22 protein-coding genes are annotated in these 25,811 nt (G+C 69.6%); 14 read left to right on the forward strand and 8 right to left on the reverse strand.

What is annotated here, in order from left to right:
• Window positions 1-92 precede the first annotated feature (92 nt).
• Window positions 93-350: a hypothetical protein gene (locus MEBOL_RS11700; RefSeq protein ID WP_095977503.1), complete on the forward strand. Its 258-nt coding sequence runs from the start codon at window positions 93-95 to the stop codon at window positions 348-350.
• The gene (locus MEBOL_RS11705; protein WP_245919675.1) at window positions 347-685 is read left to right on the forward strand and encodes a ComEA family DNA-binding protein; all 339 of its coding nucleotides are present in this window, start codon (window positions 347-349) and stop codon (window positions 683-685) included. The genes MEBOL_RS11700 and MEBOL_RS11705 overlap by 4 nt, the downstream gene beginning before the upstream one ends.
• 25 nt (window positions 686-710) lie before the next feature.
• Here the strand turns inward: MEBOL_RS11705 and MEBOL_RS11710 are convergent, their stop codons facing one another.
• Window positions 711-2,333 (reverse strand): serine/threonine-protein kinase, encoded by a 1,623-nt coding sequence (locus MEBOL_RS11710; protein WP_095977505.1) that lies wholly within the window; start codon window positions 2,331-2,333, stop codon window positions 711-713.
• A gap of 350 nt (window positions 2,334-2,683) precedes the next feature.
• Between MEBOL_RS11710 and MEBOL_RS11715 the strand changes: the two genes are divergently transcribed.
• Genes MEBOL_RS11715 through MEBOL_RS11730 form a run of 4 tightly spaced genes read left to right on the forward strand, consistent with a single transcriptional unit; the run spans window position 2,684 to window position 6,511 of the window.
• The gene (locus MEBOL_RS11715) at window positions 2,684-3,736 is read left to right on the forward strand and encodes a sulfate ABC transporter substrate-binding protein (protein WP_095977506.1); all 1,053 of its coding nucleotides are present in this window, start codon (window positions 2,684-2,686) and stop codon (window positions 3,734-3,736) included.
• Entirely contained in the window at window positions 3,733-4,584 is an 852-nt protein-coding gene (gene cysT / locus MEBOL_RS11720) for a sulfate ABC transporter permease subunit CysT (RefSeq protein WP_095977507.1), read from the forward strand. Before MEBOL_RS11715 ends, cysT begins: the two co-directional genes overlap by 4 nt.
• A gap of 17 nt (window positions 4,585-4,601) precedes the next feature.
• Window positions 4,602-5,453 (forward strand): sulfate ABC transporter permease subunit CysW, encoded by an 852-nt coding sequence (gene cysW / locus MEBOL_RS11725; RefSeq protein WP_095977508.1) that lies wholly within the window; start codon window positions 4,602-4,604, stop codon window positions 5,451-5,453.
• A complete protein-coding gene (locus tag MEBOL_RS11730; RefSeq protein ID WP_095977509.1) occupies window positions 5,450-6,511 on the forward strand; it encodes a sulfate/molybdate ABC transporter ATP-binding protein in 1,062 nt (353 codons plus the stop codon). The genes cysW and MEBOL_RS11730 overlap by 4 nt, the downstream gene beginning before the upstream one ends.
• 66 nt (window positions 6,512-6,577) lie before the next feature.
• Here the strand turns inward: MEBOL_RS11730 and MEBOL_RS11735 are convergent, their stop codons facing one another.
• On the reverse strand, window positions 6,578-7,468 hold the full coding sequence (locus MEBOL_RS11735; RefSeq protein WP_095977510.1) for a hypothetical protein: 891 nt from the start codon (window positions 7,466-7,468) through the stop codon (window positions 6,578-6,580).
• A 341-nt stretch (window positions 7,469-7,809) separates the two neighbouring features.
• Between MEBOL_RS11735 and MEBOL_RS11740 the strand changes: the two genes are divergently transcribed.
• Window positions 7,810-8,595: a DUF4190 domain-containing protein gene (locus tag MEBOL_RS11740; protein ID WP_095977511.1), complete on the forward strand. Its 786-nt coding sequence runs from the start codon at window positions 7,810-7,812 to the stop codon at window positions 8,593-8,595.
• Here MEBOL_RS11740 and MEBOL_RS11745 read toward each other — a convergent pair.
• On the reverse strand, window positions 8,592-9,338 hold the full coding sequence (locus tag MEBOL_RS11745) for a class I SAM-dependent methyltransferase (protein ID WP_245920053.1): 747 nt from the start codon (window positions 9,336-9,338) through the stop codon (window positions 8,592-8,594). The genes MEBOL_RS11740 and MEBOL_RS11745 overlap by 4 nt on opposite strands.
• A 264-nt stretch (window positions 9,339-9,602) precedes the next feature.
• On the opposite strand from MEBOL_RS11745, the gene MEBOL_RS11750 reads away from it, so the two are divergent.
• From MEBOL_RS11750 to MEBOL_RS11780, 7 genes are all read left to right on the forward strand, one after another.
• Window positions 9,603-10,163: a MarR family winged helix-turn-helix transcriptional regulator gene (locus MEBOL_RS11750; protein ID WP_245919677.1), complete on the forward strand. Its 561-nt coding sequence runs from the start codon at window positions 9,603-9,605 to the stop codon at window positions 10,161-10,163.
• Between the two features lie 148 nt (window positions 10,164-10,311).
• Window positions 10,312-13,446: a DUF4175 family protein gene (locus tag MEBOL_RS11755; RefSeq protein WP_095977513.1), complete on the forward strand. Its 3,135-nt coding sequence runs from the start codon at window positions 10,312-10,314 to the stop codon at window positions 13,444-13,446.
• The gene (locus tag MEBOL_RS11760) at window positions 13,446-15,179 is read left to right on the forward strand and encodes a peptidase MA family metallohydrolase (protein ID WP_095977514.1); all 1,734 of its coding nucleotides are present in this window, start codon (window positions 13,446-13,448) and stop codon (window positions 15,177-15,179) included. The genes MEBOL_RS11755 and MEBOL_RS11760 overlap by 1 nt, the downstream gene beginning before the upstream one ends.
• A gap of 125 nt (window positions 15,180-15,304) precedes the next feature.
• Entirely contained in the window at window positions 15,305-16,354 is a 1,050-nt protein-coding gene (locus MEBOL_RS11765) for an NAD(P)-dependent alcohol dehydrogenase (protein WP_095977515.1), read from the forward strand.
• Window positions 16,355-16,404: 50 nt separating this feature from the next.
• Window positions 16,405-17,436: a serine/threonine-protein kinase gene (locus MEBOL_RS11770; RefSeq protein ID WP_095977516.1), complete on the forward strand. Its 1,032-nt coding sequence runs from the start codon at window positions 16,405-16,407 to the stop codon at window positions 17,434-17,436.
• A gap of 37 nt (window positions 17,437-17,473) precedes the next feature.
• Window positions 17,474-18,445 (forward strand): hypothetical protein, encoded by a 972-nt coding sequence (locus tag MEBOL_RS11775; RefSeq protein ID WP_095977517.1) that lies wholly within the window; start codon window positions 17,474-17,476, stop codon window positions 18,443-18,445.
• Window positions 18,442-19,767: an adenylosuccinate synthetase gene (locus tag MEBOL_RS11780; RefSeq protein ID WP_095977518.1), complete on the forward strand. Its 1,326-nt coding sequence runs from the start codon at window positions 18,442-18,444 to the stop codon at window positions 19,765-19,767. The genes MEBOL_RS11775 and MEBOL_RS11780 overlap by 4 nt, the downstream gene beginning before the upstream one ends.
• 246 nt (window positions 19,768-20,013) lie before the next feature.
• Here the strand turns inward: MEBOL_RS11780 and MEBOL_RS11785 are convergent, their stop codons facing one another.
• From MEBOL_RS11785 to MEBOL_RS11805, 5 genes are read right to left on the reverse strand one after another with little or no spacing between them, the layout of a single operon-like run.
• Window positions 20,014-21,315 (reverse strand): UDP-glucose dehydrogenase family protein, encoded by a 1,302-nt coding sequence (locus MEBOL_RS11785; protein ID WP_095977519.1) that lies wholly within the window; start codon window positions 21,313-21,315, stop codon window positions 20,014-20,016.
• 10 nt (window positions 21,316-21,325) lie between these two features.
• Window positions 21,326-22,399, reverse strand: a complete 1,074-nt coding sequence (locus MEBOL_RS11790; RefSeq protein WP_179956408.1) for a CgeB family protein — start codon at window positions 22,397-22,399, stop codon at window positions 21,326-21,328.
• Between the two features lie 18 nt (window positions 22,400-22,417).
• The gene (locus tag MEBOL_RS11795) at window positions 22,418-23,524 is read right to left on the reverse strand and encodes a CgeB family protein (protein WP_095977521.1); all 1,107 of its coding nucleotides are present in this window, start codon (window positions 23,522-23,524) and stop codon (window positions 22,418-22,420) included.
• Complete coding sequence (locus MEBOL_RS11800; RefSeq protein WP_095977522.1) at window positions 23,521-24,660, reverse strand: CgeB family protein; 1,140 nt, start codon at window positions 24,658-24,660, stop codon at window positions 23,521-23,523. The genes MEBOL_RS11795 and MEBOL_RS11800 overlap by 4 nt, the downstream gene beginning before the upstream one ends.
• Before the next feature lie 17 nt (window positions 24,661-24,677).
• A complete protein-coding gene (locus MEBOL_RS11805; RefSeq protein WP_095977523.1) occupies window positions 24,678-25,796 on the reverse strand; it encodes a glycosyltransferase family 4 protein in 1,119 nt (372 codons plus the stop codon).
• Between the last annotated feature and the right edge of the window lie 15 nt (window positions 25,797-25,811).

Here is a 25,811-nt window from a genome sequence, read left to right on the forward strand (position 1 = left end):
CTCCAGTGGAAACCACGTGGCATGGGGGCTGCTTCGAGTGTCCCGCGACCGCGCCAATGGAGGCGCGGAGGGTGAAGCACGAGAGGTAGTCGATGCTGACGGCGGGCAAGCGGTTGGCGGTGTTCTCCATCCGCGAGGGCAAGGGCGGGAGCATCTGGGTACGGGCGGGCAGCGCGTTCGTGAACAAGGACGGCTCGCTGAACGTGTTGCTGGATGTGCTGCCGCTGGACGGGAAGCTGCACGTGCGCGAGGCGGGAGAGAAGCGCGACGGGATGCAGACGACGGGGGGCGGCGGACGCTACGGGGTGGAGGGCGGGATGGACGCGATGGCGGCGGGAGGCCACTCGTGAGGCGATGGGTGATGACCTGGGCGCTGGTGGGCGGGCTGCTCGCGGGGAGCGCCCAGGCCGAGGGAGCCAAGACACGCGTCCAGTACATGGGTCAGGTGAACCTGAACGAGGCGACGGTGGCCCAGTTGGACCTGTTGCCGAGCGTGGGAGAGAAGGCCGCCCAGCGCATCGTGGACTGGAGGAAGAAGCGGGCCTTCAAGCGCGTGGAGGAGTTGGTGCGGGTGAAGGGCTTCGGCAAGAAGCGCTTCCTCAAGCTCAAGCCCTACCTGACGTTGCAGGGAGAGACGACGCTCCGGGCCGAGCGCGTGCCGGTGCCGGCGGCGGACAAGGGCTGAGCGGCCCCGGCCCGCCCGTGGGGCCTCACGAACGCTCGGGCCGGGACTGGGGAAGCGCCTCGAGCGCCCCCTCGGTCAGCGCCATGTCGGCCGTGAGCAGGAGAGGCTTCACGGGCGCGGAGCTCTGGGTCTTGGCCTCGTGCAGGGCCTGGGTGAGTTGCTTCCGGCCGTGGGTGTAGGGCGCCTCGTAACCCGTGAGCGCCAGCAGTTGCTGGCGCAGCACCTCGGCCGTGGGCGTGCGCTGCTCGCGGTCGTGCCGCAACAGGCCCATGACGATGGCGTCCAGGGTGGGCGAGATGCCGGGCACGAAGTGGGAGGGAGGAAGAATCTCCTGCTGGATGGAGGCCAGCATCAACGCCGCGTCGGTGTCGCCCTGGAGCGCGCGCTGGCCGGTGAGCGCCTCGTGCAGGGTGAGGCCGAGCGCGAAGAGATCCGCGCGGCCATCCAGGGCCAGGCCCTGGGCCTGCTCCGGCGCCATGTAACCCGCCTTGCCGCGCACCTGCTGCAACCGCGTGATGCCGGTCTGGTTCGCCGCGCGTGCGATGCCGAAGTCCGACAACTTCACCTCGCCGATGCGCGACAGCAGGATGTTGGGCGGATTCAGGTCGCGGTGCACGAGCCCCAGGGGCTCGCCCTTCGGGCCCGCGCGGTCGTGCATGTACGCGAGCGCCGAGGCCAGTTCCGCGCCCACGTAGGCCACCGCCGCCGGGGACAGCCGGCGCACCGCCACGCGCTTGAGCAACGTGCTCAACGGCATGCCGTCCACGAACTCCATGGAGAGGAAGATGGTGCCCTGGTGCCGTCCCAGGTCGAGCACCTGGACGATGTTGGGGTGGATGAGCATCGAGCCCAATTCCGCCTCGCGCCGGAACAGGGTGAGGAACTCCGCGTTGTCCGCGTACGCGGGCAGCACGCGCTTGATGGCCACCTGCTTCTCGAAGCCGCCTTCCGGGCTGTACGTGGCGCGGAACACCTCGGCCATGCCTCCCACACCCAGCCGCTCGTGGAGGAAGTACTTGCCCATCACGTCCTTCTCGCGGATGGCGCGCAGCGCGTCTCCCGCCTTGTTGACGATGAGCGTGGCGAGCGTCGCCGCCAGCGGACCGTAGGCGAAGAGGAACGCGCAGCGCAGGAACACCATCGCCGGGGACAAGGTGTCCAGTGCGTCCACCGGCAGCCGGGGCCGGGCCACCAGGAAGTAGAGCAGCAGGTACTCGAGCGCCGCGAGCGCCGCGGCGAAGTACGCGAGGCCTCGTCCGGCCCGGAGCGCGCACACGACGATGAGCGCGCCCCAGGCGTAGGCCGGCGGCGTGGTGAGCGCGTACACGGCGCCGTGGAAGTGCACGTCGGTGATGAACACCACCGCGGGGATGGACACCGTGAACGCACTGTCCACCCACTGCATCGCCGGGTGGAAGCCCCCGTTGCGCAGCGCGCGGAGCATGAGCGTGTAATAGAGGGCCAGGCCCGCCGTGAGCCCCGCGAGGCTCAACGACAGCGGCCAGCCAATCGCCCCACCGACCGCCAGCGCGGCCACGCAGCTCATCGACACCATCCCCCGCATGAAGCGGGCGATGGACATCTCCCGGGGAACGACGTCCTGGTCCAGGTACTCCCGCAGCAGCCCGGCGGAATGCGATACGGCCATGAGCGCCCACTCTAGCCGGTGGGTGCACCCAGGGTTCCACCCCCCGGCCGCTCCCTTCCGGCCCCTCGAGCGACTGGATGTCTCCGCTATAGCGGAGGCGTGTCTTGACAAACGGACAGGTGCCGGGCACCTTCACGCGCGTCAATGCCCACCCCGCTCCGCCAGATGCGCCCGTGTTGCTGTCGGTCTCCGGCGGTGGGCGCGCACTCGCCGTCAGCGTGAATGCTGACGATGCGTGCAGGCAACAGCTCACCCCCCGCGAGAGGGACGGTGGGCTTTCGGATTTGCCGGCTCGTCGAAGGGCCTCGAACGCACCCGGCTCCTCACGGTCATCCGAATCAAGGCCCTCCATGAAGTCACGCTCCCATTCCTCCTCCGCCTCCCTGCTGCCGCTGCTCCTCCTGAGTGCCCTGCCCCTGGCCATGGGCTGCTCCAAATCCAGCGACACGACGAAGGCGGAGCCGGTGACCCTGCTCAACGTCTCGTACGATCCCACGCGCGAGCTCTACACGGAGCTCAACGCCGCGTTCGCCAGGCAGTGGGAGGCGAAGACGGGGAGCAAGCCCGTCATCAAGCAGTCGCATGGCGGCTCGGGGAAGCAGGCGCGCGCCGTCATCGACGGGCTGGAAGCGGACGTGGTCACACTGGCGCTCGCGTATGACATCGACATGATTCATGACAAGGCGCAGCTCTTGCCAGCGGACTGGCAGACGCGCCTGCCGGAGCACAGCACGCCGTACACGTCCACCATCGTCTTCGTGGTGCGCAAGGGCAACCCCCAGAACATCCATGACTGGGCGGATCTGGTGCGGCCCGGCGTGTCCGTCATCACCCCCAACCCCAAGACGTCCGGAGGCGCGCGCTGGAACTACCTGGCCGCCTGGGGCCAGGCGCAGCGCGCGGCCGGTGGAGACGAGGCCAAGGCACGCGAGTACATCGCCGCCTTGTTCAAGAACGTGCCGGTGCTGGACTCGGGGGCGCGCGGCGCCACCACCACCTTCGCCGAGCGCGGACTCGGAGACGTGCTCATCGCGTGGGAGAACGAGGCCTATCTGCTCACGGACGAGGTGGGCCCGGAGCGCTTCGACATCATCGTCCCCTCGGTGAGCATCCTCGCCGAGCCGCCCGTGGCGCTCGTGGATCAGAACGTGGATCGCAAGGGCACGCGCGCCGTGGCCGAGGCCTACCTGAAATACCTCTATACCGAGGAGGCGCAGGAGATCGCCGCCAAGCACCACTTCCGGCCGCGCTCGGCCCAGGCCACCGCGAAGTTCGCGAACCGCTTCGCGCCCGTGAAGCTCTTCACGCTCCAGGACGTGGCGGGCAGTTGGAAACAGGCGCAGAAGCAGCATTTCGAGGACAACGGCTCGTTCGATCAGCTCTACGCCCCCTCGGCCCAATGAGCACGACCGCCCCCTCCACCGCGACCCGGCGCGTCCTCCCGGGATTCGGTCTGACGCTCGGCGTGAGCTGGTTCTACCTGACGCTCATCGTCCTGCTGCCGCTGTCGGCCCTCTTCATCAAGACGTTCACCCTGTCCTGGGAGCAGTTCTGGGAGACGGTGGCCTCACCGCGCGTGCTCGCGGCCTACCGGCTGAGCTTCGGCGCGGCCTTCTTCGCCGCGCTGACCAACGCCGTCTTCGGACTGCTCGTGGCGTGGGTGCTGGTGCGCTACCGCTTCCCGGGCCGGGCGCTGGTGGACGCGCTGGTGGATCTGCCCTTCGCGCTGCCCACGGCGGTGGCGGGGCTCACGCTCACCACGCTCTACGCGCGCAACGGCTGGTACGGCCGGCACCTGGAGGCCTTCGGGATCCAGGTGGCGTTCACCCCCCTGGGCATCGGCGTGGCGCTCACGTTCATCGGGCTGCCCTTCGTGGTGCGCACCGTGCAGCCCGTGCTCGAGTCGCTCGACGCGGACGTGGAGGAAGCCGCCGCGACGCTCGGCGCCACACCCTGGAGGACCTTCACGCACATCCTCCTGCCGAGCGTGTTCCCCGCCCTGCTCAGCGGCTTCACCCTCGCCTTCGCGCGCGCCATTGGCGAGTACGGCTCCGTGGTCTTCATCTCCGGCAACATGCCGCTCAAGACGGAGATCGCCCCGCTGCTCATCATCACGCGGCTGGAGCAGTATGACTACGCGGGGGCCACGGCCATCGCCGCGGTGATGCTCGCCGCCTCGTTCGCGTTGTTGCTCGCCGTCAACCTGTTGCAGCGCTGGAGCCACCGTCGGCTCGACGCGCGGCCCGAGTAGGAGGAAGGCGTCCCCCCATGCACCCGGTCTCCCTCGCCCCCCGCCACAGCGCCCGACGCACCCTCGCGAGCCCGGCGATCGTGCGGTGGGTCCTCATTGGCCTGGCGCTCGCGTTCCTCGGCGTGTTCCTCGTGGTGCCCTTGGTGGCGGTCTTCACCTTCGCGCTGCAGAAGGGCGTGGGCACCTACCTGGCCACGCTCCAGGAGCCGGAGACCCAGGCCGCGGTGCGCCTCACGCTCCTGGCGGCGGCCATCGCCGTGCCCTTCAACCTGGTGTTCGGGCTGGCGGCGGCGTGGCTCATCGCGCGCTTCCGCTTCCGGGGCCGGGACGTACTGCTCACGCTCATCGATCTGCCCTTCAGCGTGTCACCCGTCATCGCCGGCCTCATCTTCGTGCTGCTCTTCGGGCGGCAGGGGTGGCTCGGGCCGTGGCTCGCCGAGCGGGGCCTGAGGGTCGTCTTCGCCGTGCCCGGCATCGTGCTGGCCACGGTGTTCGTCACCTTCCCCTTCGTGGCGCGCGAGGTGCTGCCCGTCATGCAGGCACAAGGGCAGGACGAAGAGGAGGCGGCGCTGTCGCTCGGCGCGAGCGGTTGGCGCACCTTCTGGCACGTGACGCTGCCCAAGGTGAAGTGGGGCGTGCTCTACGGGGTGCTGCTGTGCAACGCGCGCGCGATGGGTGAGTTCGGCGCCGTGTCCGTGGTGTCCGGACACATCCGGGGGGTCACCAACACGCTGCCGCTGCATGCGGAGATCCTCTACAACGAGTACAACCTCGCGGGGGCGTTCGCGGTGGCGTCGCTGCTGACGGTGCTCGCGCTCATCACCCTGGCCGTCAAGAAGTACGTCGAGTGGAGGGCCGAGGCCCCATGAGTGTCGTCGTCGAGCACCTCACCAAGCAGTTCACCCAGGGGGGCACGCCCGCGGTCTCGGACGTGTCCTTCCACGCGCCCTCGGGCGCCATCACCACGCTGCTGGGCCCCTCCGGCGCGGGCAAGTCCACGCTGCTGCGGCTCATCGCCGGGCTGGAGCTGCCGGACTCGGGACGCGTGAGCATCGCGGGCGTCGACTGCACGCACGTGCCCGTGCAGCAGCGCGGCATCGGCGTGGTGTTCCAGAGCTACGCGCTCTTCAAGCACATGACGGTGCGGCAGAACCTGGCCTTCGGGCTGGAGACGCGCAAGCTGCCGAAGCGGGAGATCGAGGCGCGCGTGGACGAGATGCTCCAGCTCGTGCAGTTGGAGGAGCTGGGCGGGCGCTATCCGGGGCAGTTGTCCGGTGGGCAGCGGCAGCGCGTGGCCTTCGCCCGGGCGCTCGCCATCCGGCCCCAGCTGCTGCTCCTGGACGAGCCCTTTGGCGCGCTCGACAGCCGGGTGCGCGTGGAGCTGCGCGAGTGGTTGCAGTCGCTGCACGAGCGCACGGGTGTCACCACGCTGCTCGTCACGCACGACCAGGAGGAGGCGCTGGAGATCTCCCAGCACGTGGTGGTGCTGAGCGACGGGCGCGTGGCCCAGGCGGGGCCGCCCGAGGACATCTATGATCGGCCGGCCACGCCCTTCGTGGCGTCCTTCGTCGGAGGCACGAGCGTGCTGCGCGGCCGGGTGCACTCGGGGAGGGCCGAGGTGGGCACGCTGGTGGTGGAGGCGCCCCAGAGCGCGCAAGAGGGCGAGGCGGTGCACGCCTTCATCCGTCCGCACGACGTGAAGCTGGTGAAGCCCGCCCAGGGGCAGGAGGGACCCACGGCGAGCCGGGTGGAACGGCTCAAGCCCGTGGGCGGCTATGTGAAGGTCCTGCTCAAGCTGCCCACCGGGGAGAGCGTCAGCGTGGAAGTGCCGCGCGCCGAGTTCGACAACCTGGGCGTCGTCGAGGGCGACAGCGTCCACGCCGACGTGCGCATGGCCAAGGTGTTCCTCGGCGACTACTCCATTTGAGGGCGCCTCCTCGCCACGCGCCGCCGCCCCTCTTCGAGAGAGGAGAGGCGGTGCGACAACGGGGTGCTACTCGCCCTTGAGGTCCACGTCGCAGTTCTGCGGGGTGATGACGTAGGTGAACTTGTTGCCGAGGCCGCCGTCACTCGGCTCGGTACCGGGCACCTGCGCGGCGTTCTTGCGGCAGTCCGACGACGTGCCGCCATCCTCACAGGCCGCGAAGGTGTAGGTATCCCAGACACCGCTGATGCCGTTGGGGAACGTCACCGAGCCGCCATCGAGCACCGTCTGGCGGTAGTCACACTGGGTGTAGGTGGCGGCGTTGCGCACCAGGATGCCGCCCTCCACCTCGAAGCCGTAGTAGCGCGAGTCCGCGGGATCCGCCGACACGCGCTGGAACGCCTTCGGGCTGGGATCGGTCAGCGTGAGCGGTCCAGCGATGTGCACGCGCGAGCCCGCGTACTCCGGGTTGGGGCGCGCGAAGCCGTCCTGCGCGTCACCGAAGCCGCTGGCGATCGACACCTCGTTGTCCGGGGGCGGCGTGCTGGCGACGATGTTGGTGAGGGACATCTTCGGCTGCTGAGAGCCGTCGAGGTAGTACTTGCTCGCGAGCTGCGGCCGGTACGCCGAGGTCTGCTCGTACTTGCCCTTGACGTGGATGAAGCCCTCGATGTCGATCTTGTCGCCCACCTTGGCCCGGTACTGGGTGGGCGTGTCCTGGTAGAACTTGTAGACCCACAGGCCCTGCTTGGGATTGGCCGGATCCACGAGATAGAAGTTGGCGGACCAGTCTCCCCCGTTCCCCTGCTTTTCGTAATCGACGGTCTGGATGACGGCGCCCTTGATCTTCACCCAGGTGCCGTATTCCGCGCTGCGTGCCTGGGCGACGGTCACCTCGAGAGGCCCGGTCTGGCCACCATCACCCGGAGTGCCCGCGTCCCGCGTTCCCGCGTCGGCCACCGGCTCACACGCGCCGGTACAATCTGGATCCGTCGGGCCCGGGGGGCCACCACGGTCGGTACATCCAGCCATCAAGGAGGCCAGGGTGACAACCCCAAGGGACTTGCGCAGGAAACTCACGGGTGAACCTCCATCATCATGTTGAAGCACCACTGGCGAGAAGTGCCCGAACCACCCATACCGGTGCCTTCCAGGCGGTGCAAGTTGGCCTCCCTCCGCTCGCCCGGCGGACACGGAGAAGACAGACACCCCGTGAATTCCCGGGTTGAAAACGGCCCTTCGCGGTTATGCATACACTCGCGCGTGACGCGGAGGTCACCTCCCCGCCAGGAGTCCGTCACATGAACGCCGTGCCCCTCGCGCCCGCCCTGGCCGAGACCCGTTGTCCCGCCCATCCGGAGCATCCCATCCTCGGCGCGTGCAAGCGCTGCGGCACCTTCTTCTGCGAGCAGGATCGTCACACGCTGCACGGCGAGGACTACTGCGCCTCCTGCGCCGAGCGCCCCGAGCTGAACTACCTGGAGGCGTTCCGGCTCCGGTACTGGGGCAAGCGCGACACGTGGGCCTGGCTCATTGGCTTCAGCGCCATCATGCGGCTGATCTCCGCGCCCATCTTCCTGCGAATGCCCGATGGGGCCGGGGTGCTGTCCGGCCTCGTGACGCTGGCGGGGGCCGTCGTGTGCGCGTGCTTCTGGCTCGGCAAGCCCTTTTCCCGTCTGGGCTTGTGCTTCCTGCTCGTGGTGGAGCTGTTGGTGGACGCGTTCACCCTGGGGCCGAACACGCTCATCCGCTCCGCATGGCCGCTGCTCGTGAGCCTCGCCATCTACCAGGATCCGCGCAACCGGCTCTTCTTCCAGGAGCACCTGCCGCCCGAAACGCTCCAGAAGCTGTGGCACCAGTACGCCAACAACCGGGTGGCGCGCCTCGGCTTCATCCTCGGCCTGTTCGGACTGCTCTTCCCCCCGGCGGCGCCCGTGGGGCTCATGTGCTCCATCATCGGCCTGCGCCGGGTGAATCCCACGGCCAATCCCCCCGTGGGCCGCAAGGGCCAGGCCATCGCGGGCATCGTGTGCGGCGCGGCCGGGCTGGTGCTCTGGACCCTCCTCTACTTCACGCTCCGGTACTAGTCCGCCGTGGGCGAGGCGGGCCGGTACTCGTGAATCCACACGCGCTCGACGCCCCAGGTGAAGAGCACGCGGTGGCCCGACAGGCGGACGAAGCCGTCCGCCTCGATGGGATGCATCACCGTGAGCAAGCGCGTGCCGGGAGCGCAGGTGCGAAAGCGCGCCACGAGCCGGGCCTTCGTCTCCGGAGTGAGCGCCAGCCAGTTGGTGAAGACATGCGTGGCGTCCGTCAGGTCCGCCTGGGCGGCGTCGCCCTCCACGAGTGTGATGCCGGCGGAGGCGAGCCCGTGCGCCACGGACTTCACGTGCTCGGCCAGCAACTCCACGCCCCGCGCCTCCGCCCCGAGCCACCGCGCCGCGAGGAGAACCCGCCCCCGCCCCGCCCCCAGGTCCACCACCCGGCTCCCGGGGCCCACCCCGGCGCGCCGGAACACCCAGAGCGCCGACAGGAGGGGCGTCTCCCCATAGATGAGCTCGCGCATGCGCTGGCCCGTGGCCCGGAGCGCGCGCACCACCTCGAAGGAGCGCCGGGCCCGGTAGGGAGAGCGCAGGCGCTCGGCGAGCCAGATGCCCAGATAGGGCCGCACGAGCCCGGGACGCCAGAGCAGCAGCACCCCGTCCGTCAGCCGGGTGACGAGTCCGAGCACGAGCGCCCAGAGCTGGACGACGAGGCGCTGGAGGAACGGCAGCTCGAACGCCGCCAGGTCCTCCTCGTCCTCCTTCTGACTGGGGCGGGAAGGAGTCACCACGTCCATTCCATTAAACCGTTCTGGCGCGAGGGCTCCGCTCGTGGCATGCCGGGCGAGCGGACAAGGAACCCCCAACGTAGGGAACCCAACAATTCATTGTTCCGTCCCATGGGCAGCGCGCACGCGCTGAAGCACCCGGACCTGCCACTCCGCGAAACCCACCAGCTGGTAGCATATGAACACACACCGAAGTCCACTACCGGACAGGCGACAGGAAAGCGGCATTCAGGGGATACTGTAGAAATGAAGCCACTCGAACACATGAGCGAAACTTCCGTTCCGGACAAGGACAAGAAGGCCCCGCTGGGCGAGGTCCTGGAGTTCATGCGCCTGCTGTGGGCGGTGGACCATGGCCTACAATCCACTTCCAAGCGCATGGAGTCCACGCTGGGCCTGACGGGACCCCAGCGGCTGGTGCTTCGGCTCGTGGGCCGCTTTCCCGGCATCACCGCCGGCCGGCTCGCGCAGATCATGCACGTGCACCCCAGCACGCTCACGGGCGTGCTCAAGCGCATGGAGAAGCGCGGGCTGCTCGAGCGCAAATCGGATCCGCTCGACGGGCGCAAGGCGCTCTTCGCCCTGACGGACCAGGGCCGCGCGATGGACGTGCCCGCCACGGGCACCGTGGAGTCCGCCGTGGAGCGGGTGCTCTCGCGGCTGACGCGGGTACGGCTGCAGAGCGCCCAGGAAGCGCTCACGGCGCTCGCCGAGGAACTGGGCGCGGCGGAGGCCACGGTGGACTACGGCCAGACGGCCGTGTCCCTCCCCAAGGAAGAAAACGGGGCGGCGCTCGCGGGCGAGTCCCCGTCCGCCACGCGCTGAACGCCGCGAGCATCCAGCGGCGGACATGCGCGAGCCATGCCCGCCCGCTCGGAGAACGGAAGGACGCGTCACGACCCCGAGCCTGCTAGAGATCGGGAAATAGGCGACCCCGCCGGGGGTTGCCACGCGACCGAGCGGACGTGACAGCGTGAACCTAGAATCCCAGACCCCAGGTCCCGAGCTTCCTCCCCCGTCGCCCCCCCCACCCGTGCCGCCCGGGGTGTCGCCCCCACCGAGGACCCGGGCCGTGGAGCGGTTGCTCGGCGCCGTGCGCGCCCGCCAGCGCCGCCAGTTGTGGCTCCAGGGCGCGCTGCTGGGCATCGCGCTCGGCCTCGTGCTCGGGGTGGCGGGTGGCTTCCTGGGGCTCGTGTCGCCCACGGCGGGCCGGTGGCTGGTGATGCTCGCGCCCGTGGTGGGTGCGCTCCTGGCCGTGGGCTTCGGCGTGGGGTTGTCCCTGCGCACCGTGGGTGACGACGCGCGCACCGCGCGCCTCATCGGCGAGCGCCACCCCGCGCTGTCCCTGGACGTGCTCGCCGCCGTGGAGCTGGAGCGCGACCGCCAGCCCGGCCACTCGGAACTCCTCGCGGACGCCTTCCTGCGGCAGATGGACGCGCGCGCCGAGCGCGTGGACGTGGCCACGGTGGTGGACGGCCAGCGCCTCAAGCAGGCCGGACTCGTGCTGGGCGGCGTGGTGCTGGTGCTGGGAGTCCTGCTCGTGTTCGCGGGCTCGCGCTGGCGCGTGGGTTGGAACAAGGCGCTCGAGTCGATGAACCCCACCGCCCAGGCCGAGGTGCGCGAGCCCATCACCGGGGACATCGAGCTGACGTACCGCTACCCGGCCTATACGGGCCTCGCCCCGCGCACCGTGCCGGGCACCAATGGCGAGGTGAGCGCTCCCGCCGGCACCGAGGTCCAGCTCAAGACGCGCTCGGACCGGGAGGTGGAGCGCGCGGAGCTCGTCGTCAATGGCGAGACGCTGCCGCTCGTCGTCACCGGCAAGCGCGAGCTCACGGGCTCCTTCGTGGCGAAGAAGGCGGGCGGCTACCATTTCGTCTTCTACGGAAGTGGCCGCGCGGCGCTCGCCACCGGACCGGACATCCCGCTCAACGTGGAGGTGGACACCCCGCCCCAGGTGCAGCTGCTCACGCCCGCCGCGGAGCTGGAGGTGGACCCTGGCCAGCAGGTGGTCCTCAAGTACGAGGCCAGCGACGACTACGGCCTGTCCGGCCTGGCGCTCGTCTACCGCATGCCCGGCGCCAAGGAGGAGTCGCGCGTGGCCCTGCCCCGGACGGATGGCCGCCGGGACAAGAACACCTATACCTGGAGCCTCGACACGCTGAAGGCCCAGCCGGGCGATCGCATCTCCTATTACATCGAGGCAAGGGACAACGACGCGGTGGAGGGCCCCAAGCGGGGCGTGAGCCGCACCCAGGTGCTGCGCATCTACAGCGCCGCCGAGCACCTGCGCGCCGCGCTGCAGAAGGCCGAGGCCCTGTGGGGCCGCCTGGTGGACCACCTGGCGGACCGGTTGGAAGGCCCGGAGCGCGAGAAGGTGAAGGACGCGCAGAAAGTGGCCTCCGCCCAGTCGGTGGACACCAGCGGCCTGTCCCTGGTGGCCGACATGCGCGCGCTCGCCCAGGAGCTGAGCCGCGAGCGCGACACGCCCAACGAGCTCGTCACCGCGCTGGCCAACATCGCCGACAAGGTGGGCCAGCGCGTGCGCGCCACGTCCGACTTCCGCCGCGTCTACCTGCGCACCCAGCAGCGCCACGTGGGCAATGACTTCGGCACCGGGCCGCGCCTGAGCGCGCTGGTGACCGAGGAAATCAACGAGGTGGAAAAGGACGTGCTCTACCTCGAGTCGCTCCTGGACCGGCAGAAGCTCGAGGCCCTGCAGGAGCTGGCCAAGCAGCTCGCCAACGAGCGGCGGGAACTCGCGCGCCTCATCGAGGACTACAAGGCCAACCCCGACGAGCAGACGCGCGAGCAGGTGATGCAGCGGATCCAGGAGATGCGCGGGCGCATCCAGGAGCTGATGCAGCGCATGGCCGAGCTGCGCCAGGGCATCCGCGACGAGCACCTCAACGCCGAGGCCCTTCAGGACATGATGAAGGACCAGGACATGACGAGCGCGCTCGACGACGTGGAGCGGCTCATGCGCGAGGGCAAGACGGACGAGGCGCTGGCCAAGCTGCAGGAGCTGTCCATGCAGATGGACGACATGCTCAACGGCCTCAATGACGCCGAGGAGGAGTTCGGCGGCGAGCAGTACCCGGAGCTGTCGCAGAAGTTCAGCCAGTTCATGGGAGACCTGGAGAAGACGGCCCAGGAGCAGAAGCGCGTGGCCGACGCCACCCAGGCCATCCGAGACCAGGCGCGCAAGCAGAACCAGGACCGGCTCAGCGAGCGCGGCAAGGCCATGAAGGATGAACTCCAGCGTCAGCTCGAGCAGGTGCAGAAGAACTACCGGGAGCTGCGCGAGGATCAGCTCAGCAGCCGCGCCTCGCGGCCCCTGGAGGAGGCGCAGGCGGAGCTGGAGAACGCGCGCAACGCCCTCAAGGTGGACGACTTCGATCTGGCCGCCGAGGCCACCCAGCGCGCCTCCGAGGCCGCCCAGCAACTGGCCAGCTACGGCGAGCAGCAGCGCTCCCTGGACGAGATGTACGGCAACCCGCCCGATGTGCGCCGCCAGTCCGCGCAGCTCGCCGAGCAGTTGGAGAAGGACGCGCGCACGGTGGAGGACGCCAACCGCAAGCTCCAGTCGCTCTTTCCGCCCCCCGGCTCGCAGCTCAGCCCCCAGGAGAAGCAGCAGTTGCAGGAGCTGGCCGAGGAGCAGCAGGGCCTGGAGCAGCAGGCCAAGGGCTTGCGCCAGCAGATGCAGGAGATGGAGCAGATGGCGCCCCTCTTCGGCCAGGAGGCCGGCGAGCAGATGGAGGAGATCGGCCGGCGCATGGGCGAGGCCGCCCAGCGCATGCAGGGCAAGGACGCCAACCGGGGCCACGGCGAGCAGCAGGCGGCGCTCGAGGGGCTGCGACAGTTCCAGCAGCAGATGAAGGAAAGCCAGCGCGGCAAGGGCAAGGGCCGCGGACTGCCCCTGCCCATGGGCATGGGTCGAGGCCAGGGCAACGGGCAGGATCCCCGCGAGAAGGTGGAGATCCCCGACGAGGAGGCCTACCAGGCGCCCAAGGAGTTCCGGAAGGATCTGCTCGACGCCATGAAGGAAGGCACGCCGGAGAAGTACCGGGATCAGGTGAAGCGCTACTACGAGGAGCTGGTGAAGTGATGACGCGAATCGCGAGCCCCCTTCTCGTCCTCGCGCTCCTGTTCGCCCCGGCCGTCCGGGCCGACCTGAGCAAGGCCGAGGTCAAGGAGCGGCTGACCAAGGTGGAGACGGCGCTGGACGGCTGGGACTTGTCCGGCGCGCGGAGGGAGCTGGGAGAACTCGAGGCCCAGGTGCCCAACGACATCGAGCCGCTCAAGTACTACCAGGCCCGGGTGTCCTTCGAGGAAAACAAGTACGAGGACGCCGTGGAGCTGTTCCAGGCCGCGGGCATCGAGGACAAGCCGGGCAGCTACCTGCGCCTGGCCAAGGACACGCGCGGCATCGTCAAGGACCACGCCCACACGGACAGCGAGCACTTCGCCTTCTACTACCCCAAGGGCAAGGACGAGGTGCTGGCGCCCTACGCCCTGGAGACGCTCGAGTCCATCCACCGGGCGCTCGCCGAGGACCTGGGCTACCGCCCTCCGGGGAAGATCCGCGTGGAGGTGGTCAACAACGCGCGCGAGCTGTCCAAGGTGAGCACCCTCACCTACCCGCAGATTCAAACCACCGGCACCATCGCCATCTGCAAGTTCAACAAGCTCATGGTGACGAGCCCCAAGGCCGTGGCGCGCGGCTACGACTGGCAGGACACGCTCGCGCACGAGTACATCCACCTGGTCGTCAGCCAGATGAGCCACAACACCGTGCCCATCTGGTTGCACGAGGGCCTGGCCAAGTACCTGGAGTCGCGCTGGCGCGGCAAGCCGGGCATGGCCATGACGCCCTCCACGCTCGCCCTGCTCGGGCGGCGGGTGAAGGAGGACAATCTCATTCCCTTCGAGAAGATGCACCCCTCCATCGCCATGCTCCCCACGGCCGAGGACGCCGCCACCGCCTTCGCCGAGGTCTACTTCGCCATCGACTACGTCTACTCCATCCGTGGCAACCAGGGCCTGCGCGACATCATCCTCGGCCTGCGCGATGGCAAGACGGACAGGAAGTCCGTGGAGGGCGCCACCGGCCTCTCCTTCGCCCAGTTCGAGAAGAACTGGCTCGCCCACATCAAGCAGCAGCCCTTCCCCCCGGAGCTGCTGCCGCGCGAGGAGGTCGTGCTGAAGGAAGACGCCCAACCTCCGGACGAGAAGAAGAAGGGACGGGAGATCTCCTTCGGAGACTTCGCCGAGGTGACCGAGGTGCCCGCGCGCAAGTTCGCGCACCTGGGCGAGCTGATGCGCGAGCGCAACCGCATCCGCGCCGCCGCCGAGGAGTACGCCAAGGCGCACAAGCTGGTGGGCGACAAGTACGAGTCCGTGTCCAACAAGTACGCGCTCGCGCTGCTGGAGCTGCGGCGCCTGGACGAAGCCGAGCAGGTGCTGCGCGGCTCCCTGCGCGTGCACCCGGGCTCGCCGAGCACCAGCGTGCACCTGGGCCGCATCCTCCTGCACCGCAAGGACTACCCCAAGGCCAAGCAGGCCTACCTGGACGCGCTCGCCGCGGATCCGTTCGATCCGGAGATCCACATCGCGCTCACGCGCATCCACGGCTCGCTCGGGGAGACGGCGCTCGTCACCCGCGCCAAGGCGGCGAGCGCGGTGCTCACCGGCCTCAAGCCCGAGGACGTGGAGCAGGTGGCGCGCGACTTCCTGCGCGAGGACTCGGAGCTCGTCGGCGGAGGGGACGTCGAGGCCCAGGACGACGCGGCCCCGAAGCCGGCCGCACCCGAGGCGAAGCGGAAAGACGGCGGGCCCTGACGGCCCCCGCTGACACGCTTCACTCTTTCCTGCGGCGAGACACGGCCTGGGTTAGTTACCGACGACGCGGGGCCCCTCGGGTGTCCCGCCCGCTGCGTCTTTCCCCTTTTCCAGAGAATCCTCCCATGCCGACCGTCCAAGCCTACGCCGCTCCGAGCGCCAAGGCCCCCCTCGCCCCGTTCTCCTTCGAGCGCCGGGAGCCGGGTCCCCACGACGTCCTCATCGACATCCTCTACTGCGGCGTATGCCATTCGGACATCCACTCGGCGCGCGGCGAGTGGGGGCCCCATGGGCTGTACCCCATGGTGCCGGGCCACGAGATCGTCGGGAAGGTCGCCCAGGTGGGCGGCTCCGTCACGAAGTACAAGGTCGGTGACTCCGTCGGTGTGGGCTGCTTCGTGGACTCGTGCCGCGAGTGTGGCCAGTGCCACGCGGGCGAGGAGCAGTTCTGTGACCGCGGCATGGTGGGCACCTACAACGCCAAGGATCGCCACGGCGCCGTGACGCAGGGTGGCTACTCCACCCGCATCACCGTGGACGAGAACTACGTGCTGCGCATCCCGGAGTCCCTTCCGCTCGACCGGGCCGCGCCGCTCTTGTGCGCGGGCATCACCACCTACTCCCCCCTGCGCCACTTCGGCGTGAAGAAGGGCGACAAGGTCGCCGTGGTGGGCCTGGGCGGCCTGGGCCACATGGGCGTGAAGCTCGCCAAGAAGATGGGCGCCGAGGTCACCGTGCTGAGCACCTCGCCCTCCAAGAAGGACGACGCCCTCGCCCTGGGTGCCCACCACTTCGCGGCCACGTCGGACAAGGCGACCTTCAAGCAGCTCGCCGGGAGCTTCGACTTCATCCTCGACACCGTCTCCGCCCAGCACGACTACAACGCCTACCTCAACCTCCTGAAGGTGGACGGCACCATGGTGCTCGTGGGCATGCCCGAGCATCCCTCCCCGCTCTCCGCCGCGCCGCTCGTCATGCGCCGGCGCAAGCTCGCGGGCTCGCTCATCGGTGGCATCCGCGAGACCCAGGAGATGCTCGACTTCTGCGCCGAGCACAACGTGACCTCGGACATCGAGGTCATCCCCATCCAGAAGATCAACGAGGCCTACGAGCGGATGCTCAAGGGTGACGTGCGCTACCGCTTCGTCATCGACACCGCCAGCCTGCGGAAGTGAGTCCGGGCGCGCGCTGAGCCGGGGTATCCTCTCCGCGAGGAGAGGCCCCCGTGATCAAGAAGACGACCGAGCGAGTGGTGAAGTGCCCCCAGTGCCTGGCACCGCTCTCGCCCAAGCACTTCGCCGCCTCGATCGTCTGTGACTACTGCGGCACCGCCGTGCAGTTGGATCCCACGGCCGTTCATGCCGAGCGCTTCCAGCGGGCGTTGAAGGAGTGGAACGACCCCGGGACGCACGGGTACGAGACGTGGTGGAGTCTGGAAAAGAGCCACTGGGCTCCCGGGCCCCTGCTCGCCCGGGGGGACATGACGGACGTCTACGCCGCCGAGCGGGCGCGCACGCCCACCGAGCGCGTCGTGATGAAGGTGCTGCGCGACCCGGCGCACCTGCCCCTCTTCGAGCACGAGTGGCAGGTGCTGCGCGACCTCCAGGCGAGTGAGGCGAACGGAGCGCCCACCTTCGCCGCGCTCCTGCCGCGGCCGGTGACGCGGGGCGTGCTGCGCTCGGGGCCCTTCGTGGACCACTCCGCCATGGTGCTGCGCTGGCCCTCCGGCTTCCTCCACACCTTCGAGGACGTCCGCCGGGCCTACCCCTCGGGCGTGCCCGCCCAGACCACCGTCTGGATGTGGCGGCGCATCCTCGAGTCCCTCTCGTTCATCCACCGCTCGGGCTATGTGCATGGGGCGGTGCTGCCCCCCCATCTGCTCATCCAACAGGGAGAGCATGGCCTGCGGCTGCTGGGCTTCTCCTGCGCGGAGCGCATCGGCCTGCCCCTGCGCGCCTTCCATCCGTACTACCAATCGTTCTACCCCGGCGGCGTCCTGGCCACGCGGCGGCTCCAGGTCGAGGACGACCTGCGGATGAGCGCCCTGTGCATCATCTCCCTGCTCGGAGGAGACCCCGAGCGGGGCACCGTCCCCGGCTCCGTGCCCGCGCCCCTGGCCCTGCTCCTGCGGCAGGTGGGCGTCGGAGAGCACGTGCACGGCAACGGGGACATGGCCTGGACACTTCGCGAGCGCGTTGGTGAAGTGGGCACCGCGGTCTTCGGTCCCCCGAGCTTCCAACCGCTCGTGATGCCGTGAGGCGAGGGCCCACCGTCCAGACGAAGGAGCACCCACCATGGGGTACGGCAACTACAGCAGCCAGGCGCACGAAGCCATCGTGCAGAAGCGCGCGACGGAGCCCGCCAGGGAAGTCTTCCAGCAGACGGGCTGCCACCCGCTGATGAACCCCAAGGGGCTGCGCCTGCGCGAGTCGCGCGACAGCGAGGAGCATCCGAATTCCCTGGGCATCGTCTTCGCGTTGGACGTCACCGGCTCCATGGGGAGCATCCCCAAGGCCATGGCCACGAAGATGCTGCCCAAGTTCATGAAGATCCTCACCGACTGCCACGTGAAGGATCCCCAGTTGCTCTTCATGGCCGTGGGCGACGCGACGAGCGACGAGGCCCCCCTGCAGATGGGCCAGTTCGAGTCCACCGCCCAGCTGATGGACCAGTGGCTCACCTGGAGCTACCTGGAGGGCCACGGCGGCGGCAATGGCCACGAGAGCTACGAGCTCGCGCTCTACACGCTGGCCCAGCACACGGAGATGGACTGCTGGGAGAAGCGCAAGAAGAAGGGCTACGTCTTCATGACGGGAGATGAGCTGCCCTTCCCCTCCCTGTCCAAGCACGTCGTCGAGGGCATCATCGGAGACCGGCTCGATCAGGATCTGACGGTGGAGGAGATCGTCGCCGAGCTGCAGAAGACCTTCGTGCCCTTCTTCGTCATCCCGGACCAGAAGCGCCGCGCGAATTGCGAGGAGCGGTGGCGCGAGCTGCTCGGCGACCACGTGCTGTGCATGAACAACGCCCAGGACATCTGCTACGTGAGCGCGGGCGCCGTCTGTCTGTACGAGGGCCTGGTGCCGGACATCGACGCGCTGGGCCGCGTCTTCAAGGACATGGGCCTGGAGTATGGCGACCTGAGCTCGGTGCTCCGCGCGCTCACGCCCCTGGCGGAGGCGCTCGGACGCACGGGGGGACCCGCGATGCGCGGCACCAAGGCGTCCGAGAGCGTCGTCGGCCGGATCGTCCAGCTCTTCAAATGAAGGGGCCTCGCGAGGGGCGGCGCGTCTCCATCGTCGTGGACCTCGGCTTCGGGGACGCGGGCAAGGGGCTGCTGACCGACTTCCTCGTGCGGCGGGACGGGGCGGGCCTGGTGGTGCGCTACAACGGCGGCGCCCAGGCCGGCCACAACGTCGTCACCCCCGAGGGACGGCATCACACCTTCGCCCAGTTCGGCGCGGGCTCGTTCGTCCCGGGGGTGCGCACGTTCCTCGCCCACCCCTTCGTCCTGCATCCCACCGCGCTCCTGGTGGAAGGCGAGGTGCTGCGCGCCCGGGGCGTGGACGACGTCTTCGAGCGCCTGCGGCTGAGCGAGCGCGCGCGCGTCATCACCCCCTTTCATCAAGCCATGAACCGCCTGCGAGAGCTCGCGCGCGGAGACGCACGGCACGGCTCGTGCGGCGTCGGCGTGGGCGAAACGGTCCGGGACGCGCTCGACTTCCCCGAGGACACGGTGCTCGCCGGAGACTTGAGGGACATTCCCCGGCTCACGCGCAAGCTGCGGCGCATCCGCGAGCGCAAACACGAGGAGCTGCGCGCGCTCCCCCTCCCCGACACCGAGCCCGTCCAACGCGAGCGCTCCCTGTTCGAGTTCGAGGGCGTCATCGAGACCTGGCTCGAGCGGGCGGCGCGGGTGGTGACACTCGGGCTGGTGGTGCCGGACACGACGCTCGGCGCGTGGATGCGGGACACCTCCACCACGGTGTTCGAGGGCGCCCAAGGCGTCCTGCTCGACGAGTGGCGGGGCTTCCATCCCTTCACCACCTGGTCCCGCTGCACCGCGGACAACGCCCTGGAGCTGATCGCCGACAGCGGCGTGGACGCCGAGGTGCGGCGGGTGGGCGTGCTGCGCAGCCACGGGGTCCGCCATGGCGCGGGCCCCTTGCCCACGGAGACTGGGGAATTGCGCCCGCTCGTCTCCGAGCACAACGCCCCCAATGACTGGCAGGGCCGCGTGCGCTACGGCTGGTTCGACGCGGTGCTCGCCCGCTACGCGCTCGACGTGGTGGGCGGCGTGGACGAGCTCGCCCTCACCCACGTGGATCTGCTCGCGCGGCTGCGCACCTGGAAGGCCGCCGCGAGCTACCAGGGCGGGAGCCTCACGCGCCTCACGCTCGCGCCCTCCCCCTCGCTCGAACACCAGGAACGGCTCACGCGGCTGCTGCTGGAGACAGTCCCCACATTCGAGGAGCGCGAGCCCCACGAAGCGCGGGTCCTGGGACACATCGAACAACTCCTGGGCCGCGCCGTGAATTGGTTATCGCGAGGTCCACGGGCGGAGGACGTCTCCCGCCATCACCCATGACCTTCGGGGCTGTATCCCATCCGACAGGGATATCACCCCTCGGCCTTCACGGACAAATCCGACAATTCCAACCTATCCAGGGGTCATAGGTTATCCAGGGATGTCTCGTTCATAGTGCCTTCGCCTCCCCAGCAAGCCGTCCCCGCCGCCCCCCCCCCCCCGAACGGCCCCCCGGGAGCGCGATCACTCGCGCTCCCGGGGGTGCGGCATCATGGGCGTGCGGACCTTCGCCGCGTTCGGGTGGGATCAGCGGGTCCGGCCAATGCCGAAGTAGGTGAATCCCTCCTCCCGGGCCCGCTGGGGATCCCACGCGTTGCGGCCATCGAAGAGCGTGGGACTGCGCATCGTCGCCTTGAGCCGCTTCAGGTCCGGGTGGCGGAACGCGTTCCACTCCGTCACCAGGAAGAGCCCGTCCGCGCCCTCCGCCGCAGCGTAGCAGGTGGGTGCGTAGGTGACGCGGTCTCCAAAGTAGCGGCGCGCGCTCTCCAGCGCGACGGGGTCATGACATTGCACCCGCGCGCCCTTGCCGAGCAGCCCTTCGATCAGCTCCACGGCGGGTGCCTCGCGCATGTCGTCCGTCCTGGGCTTGAACGCCAGGCCCCAGATCGCGAAGGTGCGCCGCGACAGGTCGCCGAAGTGCTTCACCGCCTTGGTGAGCAGACACCGCTTCTGCCGCGTGTTCGTGTTCTCCACCGCGCGCAGGAGGTCGAACTCCATTCCCACCTCGCGTGCCGTGGCCATCAGCGCCTTCACGTCCTTGGGAAAGCAGCTGCCGCCATAACCGATGCCTGGCCGCAGGAACGCGGAGCCAATCCGCTTGTCCGCCCCCAGCCCCTGGCGCACCCACTCCACGTCCGCGCCCACGCGCTCACACAGCGCCGCCACGTCGTTCATGAACGAAATGCGCGTGGCGAGCATCGCGTTGGCCGCGTACTTCGTCAGCTCCGCCGAGCACGGATCCATATAGAGGAGGGGGTTCTCCCCGCCCACGAAGGGCGCGTACAACTCCCCCATCAGCTCGCGGGCCCGCTCCGAGCGGGTGCCGATCACCACCCGATCCGGCTTGAGGAAGTCCCGCAGCGCCGCGCCCTCCTTGAGGAACTCGGGGTTGGACACCACGTCGAACGCGCACCGGGTGTTGCGCGCGATCGCCGCGTGGACCCGATCCGCCGTCCCCACCGGGACCGTGCTCTTGTTCACGATGACGGTGTAGTGCGTGAGCGCCCGGCCCACCTGCTCGGCCGCCTCGAGGACGTAGCGAAGGTCCGCGCGGCCCGTCTCTCCCTCCGGCGTGCCCACGGCGATGAACACCACTTGCGCGGGCCCCACCGCCGCTGGCAGCTCTCCGGTGAAATGCAGCCGTCCCGCGTCCAGGTTGCGGCGAACCAGCTCCGCCAGCCCAGGCTCGTAGATGGGTATCTGGCCGAGCCGCAACGCCTGGAGCTTCTCCTCGTCGACGTCGATGCACGTGACGTCCTGCCCCGACTCCGCGAAGCACGTCCCCGCCACCAGCCCCACGTATCCCGTGCCAATGATCGCGACCTTCATGCGTCTCCTTTCACGGTGCCCGTCCCGAAGTCACTGACCGGAGGTAGCCCTCCAGGGTCTCCGCGCGGTGCGCGGCGGTGTGCTCGGACAGCACCCGCGCGCGTGCCCTCATGCCCATGGCCCGGCGCTCTCCCTCCGTGACTTCCTGGAGATAGCGGCACGTCTGCTCGCCCGAGTGGGAGATGAGGATCTCCTCGCCCGGGACGAAGAAGGTGCCAAGCCCCGGCCACGCATCACTGATGAGGGGCACCGCGCACGCGGCGGCCTCGAAGAGCCGCACACTCGGGGAGTAGCCGGCGCGCACCATGTCCGCGCGGGTGACGTTCAAGGTGAAGCGCTGGGAGTTGTAGAAGGCCGGATGCTCGGGGGGGGCCAGGTGCTCCACGCGCGCCACGTTGCCGGGCCACGCGAGATTGGCCGGATACTGAGGTCCCGCGACCACGAAGCGGCCCGAGGGCCACTCCCGCGCGGCATCGAGCATCAAGCGCTCCAACACGGGCTGCCGGTCATCGCTGTAGGTCCCCAGGTAGCCGAGATCCCAGAGGGGCTCGCGCGTCTCGGGGGCGTACAGCTCGGGATCGCAGCTACAGTAGAGCGGCCGGGCGGCGGGTGAGCCCAGCTCGCGCTCGATGCGCTGGAGCAGGGGGCCCCCCGTGAAGGACAGGTAGAGCCGGTAGCCCGGGATGAGCTCGGGCGAGAGGTACTCGAAGTCCCCGCGCGCGAGCTTCGCCAGCGTCACCGGCGTGTCGATGTCGTAGAAGGCCGGCACGCCCCGGGCGGTGCGCTGCACCCAGGCGCCCACTTCCACGCCCTGCGGAACGTAGGAGCCCACCACGACCAGATCCGCGCCCCGGACGGCGTCCGTGAAGCGGTCCTTCAACATCTCCAGGTCCGCGTACAACTCGGTGCGGCCGAAGGGAGGCCGTTGCAGGTCGCGGTTGCAGGCATACCAGGGCATGTCGCGCTCGAGGAACAACACCTCGTGCCCGCGCCTCACGAGTTCGCGCACGAGCCCCCGGTAGGTGGTGGCGTGTCCGTTGCCCCAGCTCGACGTGATGGACAACCCCAGAATGACGATCCGCATGCGCTCCGCCTCCATGGCTCAAGCCACCCGCTCGCGTGCACCGCTCCCGCGCGCGCCCAGCACCGCTTCCACCTTCAAGGCCCGATGCGCGTACGTGTGCTCGGCCAGGACGCGCCGGAGCGCCGCCTGACCGATGCGCCGCGCCTCGGGCTCGCTCAGCGCGCGCACGTGCCCGGCGACCTCCTCGCCCGAGTGGGCCACGAGGACTTCCCGCCCGGGCTCCAGGAAGAGCTCCACGCCCTCGAAGGCGTCGGTGATGAGGCAGGCGCCGGCTCCTGCGGCCTCGAACACCCGCGTGGCCGGCGAGAAACCAAAGCGCGCCATGCTGTCCCGGTGGATGTTGAGCACCGCGCGCGCCGAGCAGTTCAGCGCGTTGTGGTCCTGCGTGTAGACGTGGCCCAGGTACTTCACGTTGTCGGGCAGGGAGCGGTCGCCCCACCCACTGCCACCCAGCAGGAAGCGCGAGGAGGTCAGGAGGCTCGCGGCCTTCAGGAAGAAGGCCTCCACGCGCGCCTCCCGATCCGGCAGCCGATTGCCCAGGAAGGCCAGGTCCCCCGTGAAGCGCGTGTCCGCCGCCACCGGATGATGGGTGCTGGGATCCAACGCGTTGTAGATGGGCACGCACTCGCGCGCCCCGAGCGCCCGGTAGGCGGACACCACCGGCTCCCCGCCTCCGTAGGTGAGGATGTGGTCGTAGCGAGGCACGAGTGCCCGGAACGGATCGCCCGGGTCCTTCTCCAGGCGCTCGAGGGTGGCGGGCGCGTCCACATCCCAGAACACCACCTGGGTGCCCGGACGCCGCAGCTCGAGCACGCGCGCCTCGAGGAGCGCATCGAACACCCCCACGCCGCTCGCCTTCACCACCACGTCCGCGTCCCGGGCTTCCTCCAGGCAACGCTCGAGCGCGTCCGTGCCCTGTGCCGAGTAGACGACCACGCGCGCCCAGTCCGGGTCCGCCATGTCGCGGTGTTGCTGACGCTCGTAGGCATCCGGCTCGTAGAAAGTCACGCGGTGTCCGCGCTCATGCAGCGCGCGGATGATGCCGCGGTAGTAGGTGGCCGCTCCGTTCCAGTAGGCCGAGACGAGGCTCGAACCGAAGAAGGCGATGCGCGAACCCTTGCTCATAGGACGACCCTTTCCCGTGCCATCGGCTGGCACTCCGAGGCGCTCGTGCCCAGCGACTGGCAGATGCGCAGAAGCTCCTCCACGCGGTGCCCGCAGGTGTGGCGCGCGAGCACCGTGCGCCGGCCATGCTCGACCAGCTCGCGGCGCAGGCCCTCGTCGGCGAGCAGCGCCCGCAAGTGACGGCGCATCTCCTGCCCGTTGGCGGCGACGAGGAAGTCACGGCCCGGGGTGAAGAGCCCCTCCGCGTCCGACCAGGGAGCCGTCACCAGGGGGATGCCACACGCGAGCGCCTCGAAGGGGCGGATGGTGGGGATGCCGGGCAGCGCCTGGGCGTAGGGGCGGCGTGGTACGTGGATCGTCAAACGCGCCTGGGCGAAGGCCTCGGGCACGCGATGGTTGGGCAACCAGCCCGCGTACTCGATGCCCGAGGCGGCGAGGGCCTCGCGCGCGGCCTCGGGGTAGCGCACGCCGTGCACGCGGGCCATCAGGCCCAGCGCCTTCACCGGTTCCAACAGGAACTCGTGCAGCTCCGCGGTGCGCTCCTCGTCGCCCCAGTTGCCCACCCAGACGAGCTCCCGCTCCGCCTCCACGTGCGGCAGGGGATGGAACACGCGTGCATCGGCGGCCTCGTGCCAAGTCCAGGCCCGCTGGGTCCACCCCTGCTCCAGATAGATGCGCCGGATGACCTCGCCGAAAGCGAGCACGCCGTCATAGTGGGTGAGCGCGTAGCGAGCCATCTCCTCCCGGGCACTCACGCTGCGGTGGTGGGTGTCATGGAAGAGCAGCCGGAAGGAGCCCCCCGCCCGGCGCCGCTCGCCCAGGCGCTGGACGAGCTCCGGAGAACTCCACTCATGGACGATGACGAGGTGGGCCCCGTCGAGCACGCGGTCCAGGTCCAGCGCATCGGGCGCATAGCGCTCGGGGCGCACATGCGGGTAGAGGGCGCGAACCTCCTCCAGGGCCGTCGGCCCGCCAGGCTCGGCCAGGAGGTTGCGCAGACTCCAGGCATCCTCGGGTTCGAGGACTCGCACCTCGTGGCCACGCACGGCGAGTTCCGTCACCACGCCGCGCAGGAAGTGGGCGTTGCCGTGGTTCCAGTCGGACAGCAGGGAGTGGCAGAAGAGGACGATGCGCATGGTCGATGGGCGTCTTGTCAGAGGGTCTGGAGGCTGGAACGGGCCCACGCCTCGGAAGGCCGCGCGTTCAGCGTGGCGTAGAGCTCGAGGTACGCCTCCACCATGCGGCGAGGCGTGAAGGTGAGCGCCCGGGACCGGGCCCGGACCGCGAGGCCTTCGCGTTGCGCGCGGTGGCGCATCAACCCCCGCAAGGCGTCGGCGAGCCCATCCTCGTCGTCTGGATGGACGAAGCGCGCGGCATCGCCCCACAGCTCGCGCAGGCTGGGAATGTCCCCGAGCACCAGCGCGCACCCGGCGAGCGCGGCCTCCAGGATGGACAGACCAAAAGGCTCGTAGCGAGCGGGCATCGCGTAGACGGCCGCCCGGCCCATCCACCCCGCGAGTTCCCAGGGCGCCAGCGTCCCGAGCGAGCGCACATGGGGAGCCCGGGCGCTTCCGCCTCCCGGGTGCTGGGTCTCCCCCGCGACCCACACGGGAAACGGCAGCCCTGGCGCGACCGCGTCCAGTGCCGCCAGGTTCTTGGCCTCGTCCCACAACCGGCCCGCCGCGAGCACGAAATCTTCCTTGGGGCCGGGCCGGAAGGCCTCCGCCCGCCGGGCGTTGGGAATGACGCGCGAGGCGCGCAAGGGCCCATGGAGCCGTTCCGTGGCGGCGAGCATGGCCGCGCCAGGAGCCACCACGCACGCGGCCGCGCGCAATCCCCGCCCCACTTCCCGCCGGTAGCGCGCGTAACGCTCGGGGGCGGGCTCTCTCTTGACGGCCTCCCACCAGGAAAGAACGCACGAATGCGCCACCACCAGCGCCGGCGCCCGCCAGGCGAGCGCGCCATGGCAGAAGCCATTGAGGTGGACGATGTCGGGTGACAGCCGCGCCTCCAGGTCGAGCAGCCACTCCCCGGAGGCTCGGACGTCGTCCCAGGGCTCCTCCATCCACTCCAGCCGGTAATGACTTTCATGGATGGACAGTTCCGGAAGGTCCCGAGCCTCCCGCCACTGCGCGGCGGACAGCGGCGCCCCGAGCGTCGCGAGTTCCACCCGAACGCCCCGCTCCGCGAGCGCCCGGCTCAATTCCAGGGCATAGGCCCATACGCCTCCCACCGTGTCGGCGGTCATCAGCACCCGTTGGACTGGCGGCATCTGGAGACCTCCCGG

Origin of the sequence: Melittangium boletus DSM 14713, assembly GCF_002305855.1 — a bacterium.
GTDB lineage: Bacteria > Myxococcota > Myxococcia > Myxococcales > Myxococcaceae > Cystobacter > Cystobacter boletus.

What these genes read in the sequence shown, in the direction of transcription:
- MEBOL_RS11795 (WP_095977521.1), bottom strand. Translation starts at nt 23,524, where the DNA reads ATGAGCAAGGGTTCGCGCATCGCCTTCTTCGGTTCGAGCCTCGTCTCG.
- MEBOL_RS11765 (WP_095977515.1), top strand. Translation starts at nt 15,305, where the DNA reads ATGCCGACCGTCCAAGCCTACGCCGCTCCGAGCGCCAAGGCCCCCCTC.
- cysT (WP_095977507.1), top strand. Translation starts at nt 3,733, where the DNA reads ATGAGCACGACCGCCCCCTCCACCGCGACCCGGCGCGTCCTCCCGGGA.
- MEBOL_RS11715 (WP_095977506.1), top strand. Translation starts at nt 2,684, where the DNA reads ATGAAGTCACGCTCCCATTCCTCCTCCGCCTCCCTGCTGCCGCTGCTC.
- MEBOL_RS11760 (WP_095977514.1), top strand. Translation starts at nt 13,446, where the DNA reads ATGACGCGAATCGCGAGCCCCCTTCTCGTCCTCGCGCTCCTGTTCGCC.
- MEBOL_RS11785 (WP_095977519.1), bottom strand. Translation starts at nt 21,315, where the DNA reads ATGAAGGTCGCGATCATTGGCACGGGATACGTGGGGCTGGTGGCGGGG.
- MEBOL_RS11790 (WP_179956408.1), bottom strand. Translation starts at nt 22,399, where the DNA reads ATGCGGATCGTCATTCTGGGGTTGTCCATCACGTCGAGCTGGGGCAAC.
- MEBOL_RS11780 (WP_095977518.1), top strand. Translation starts at nt 18,442, where the DNA reads ATGAAGGGGCCTCGCGAGGGGCGGCGCGTCTCCATCGTCGTGGACCTC.
- MEBOL_RS11775 (WP_095977517.1), top strand. Translation starts at nt 17,474, where the DNA reads ATGGGGTACGGCAACTACAGCAGCCAGGCGCACGAAGCCATCGTGCAG.
- cysW (WP_095977508.1), top strand. Translation starts at nt 4,602, where the DNA reads ATGCACCCGGTCTCCCTCGCCCCCCGCCACAGCGCCCGACGCACCCTC.
- MEBOL_RS11740 (WP_095977511.1), top strand. Translation starts at nt 7,810, where the DNA reads ATGAACGCCGTGCCCCTCGCGCCCGCCCTGGCCGAGACCCGTTGTCCC.
- MEBOL_RS11710 (WP_095977505.1), bottom strand. Translation starts at nt 2,333, where the DNA reads ATGGCCGTATCGCATTCCGCCGGGCTGCTGCGGGAGTACCTGGACCAG.
- MEBOL_RS11730 (WP_095977509.1), top strand. Translation starts at nt 5,450, where the DNA reads ATGAGTGTCGTCGTCGAGCACCTCACCAAGCAGTTCACCCAGGGGGGC.
- MEBOL_RS11805 (WP_095977523.1), bottom strand. Translation starts at nt 25,796, where the DNA reads ATGCCGCCAGTCCAACGGGTGCTGATGACCGCCGACACGGTGGGAGGC.
- MEBOL_RS11750 (WP_245919677.1), top strand. Translation starts at nt 9,603, where the DNA reads ATGAGCGAAACTTCCGTTCCGGACAAGGACAAGAAGGCCCCGCTGGGC.
- MEBOL_RS11800 (WP_095977522.1), bottom strand. Translation starts at nt 24,660, where the DNA reads ATGCGCATCGTCCTCTTCTGCCACTCCCTGCTGTCCGACTGGAACCAC.
- MEBOL_RS11700 (WP_095977503.1), top strand. Translation starts at nt 93, where the DNA reads ATGCTGACGGCGGGCAAGCGGTTGGCGGTGTTCTCCATCCGCGAGGGC.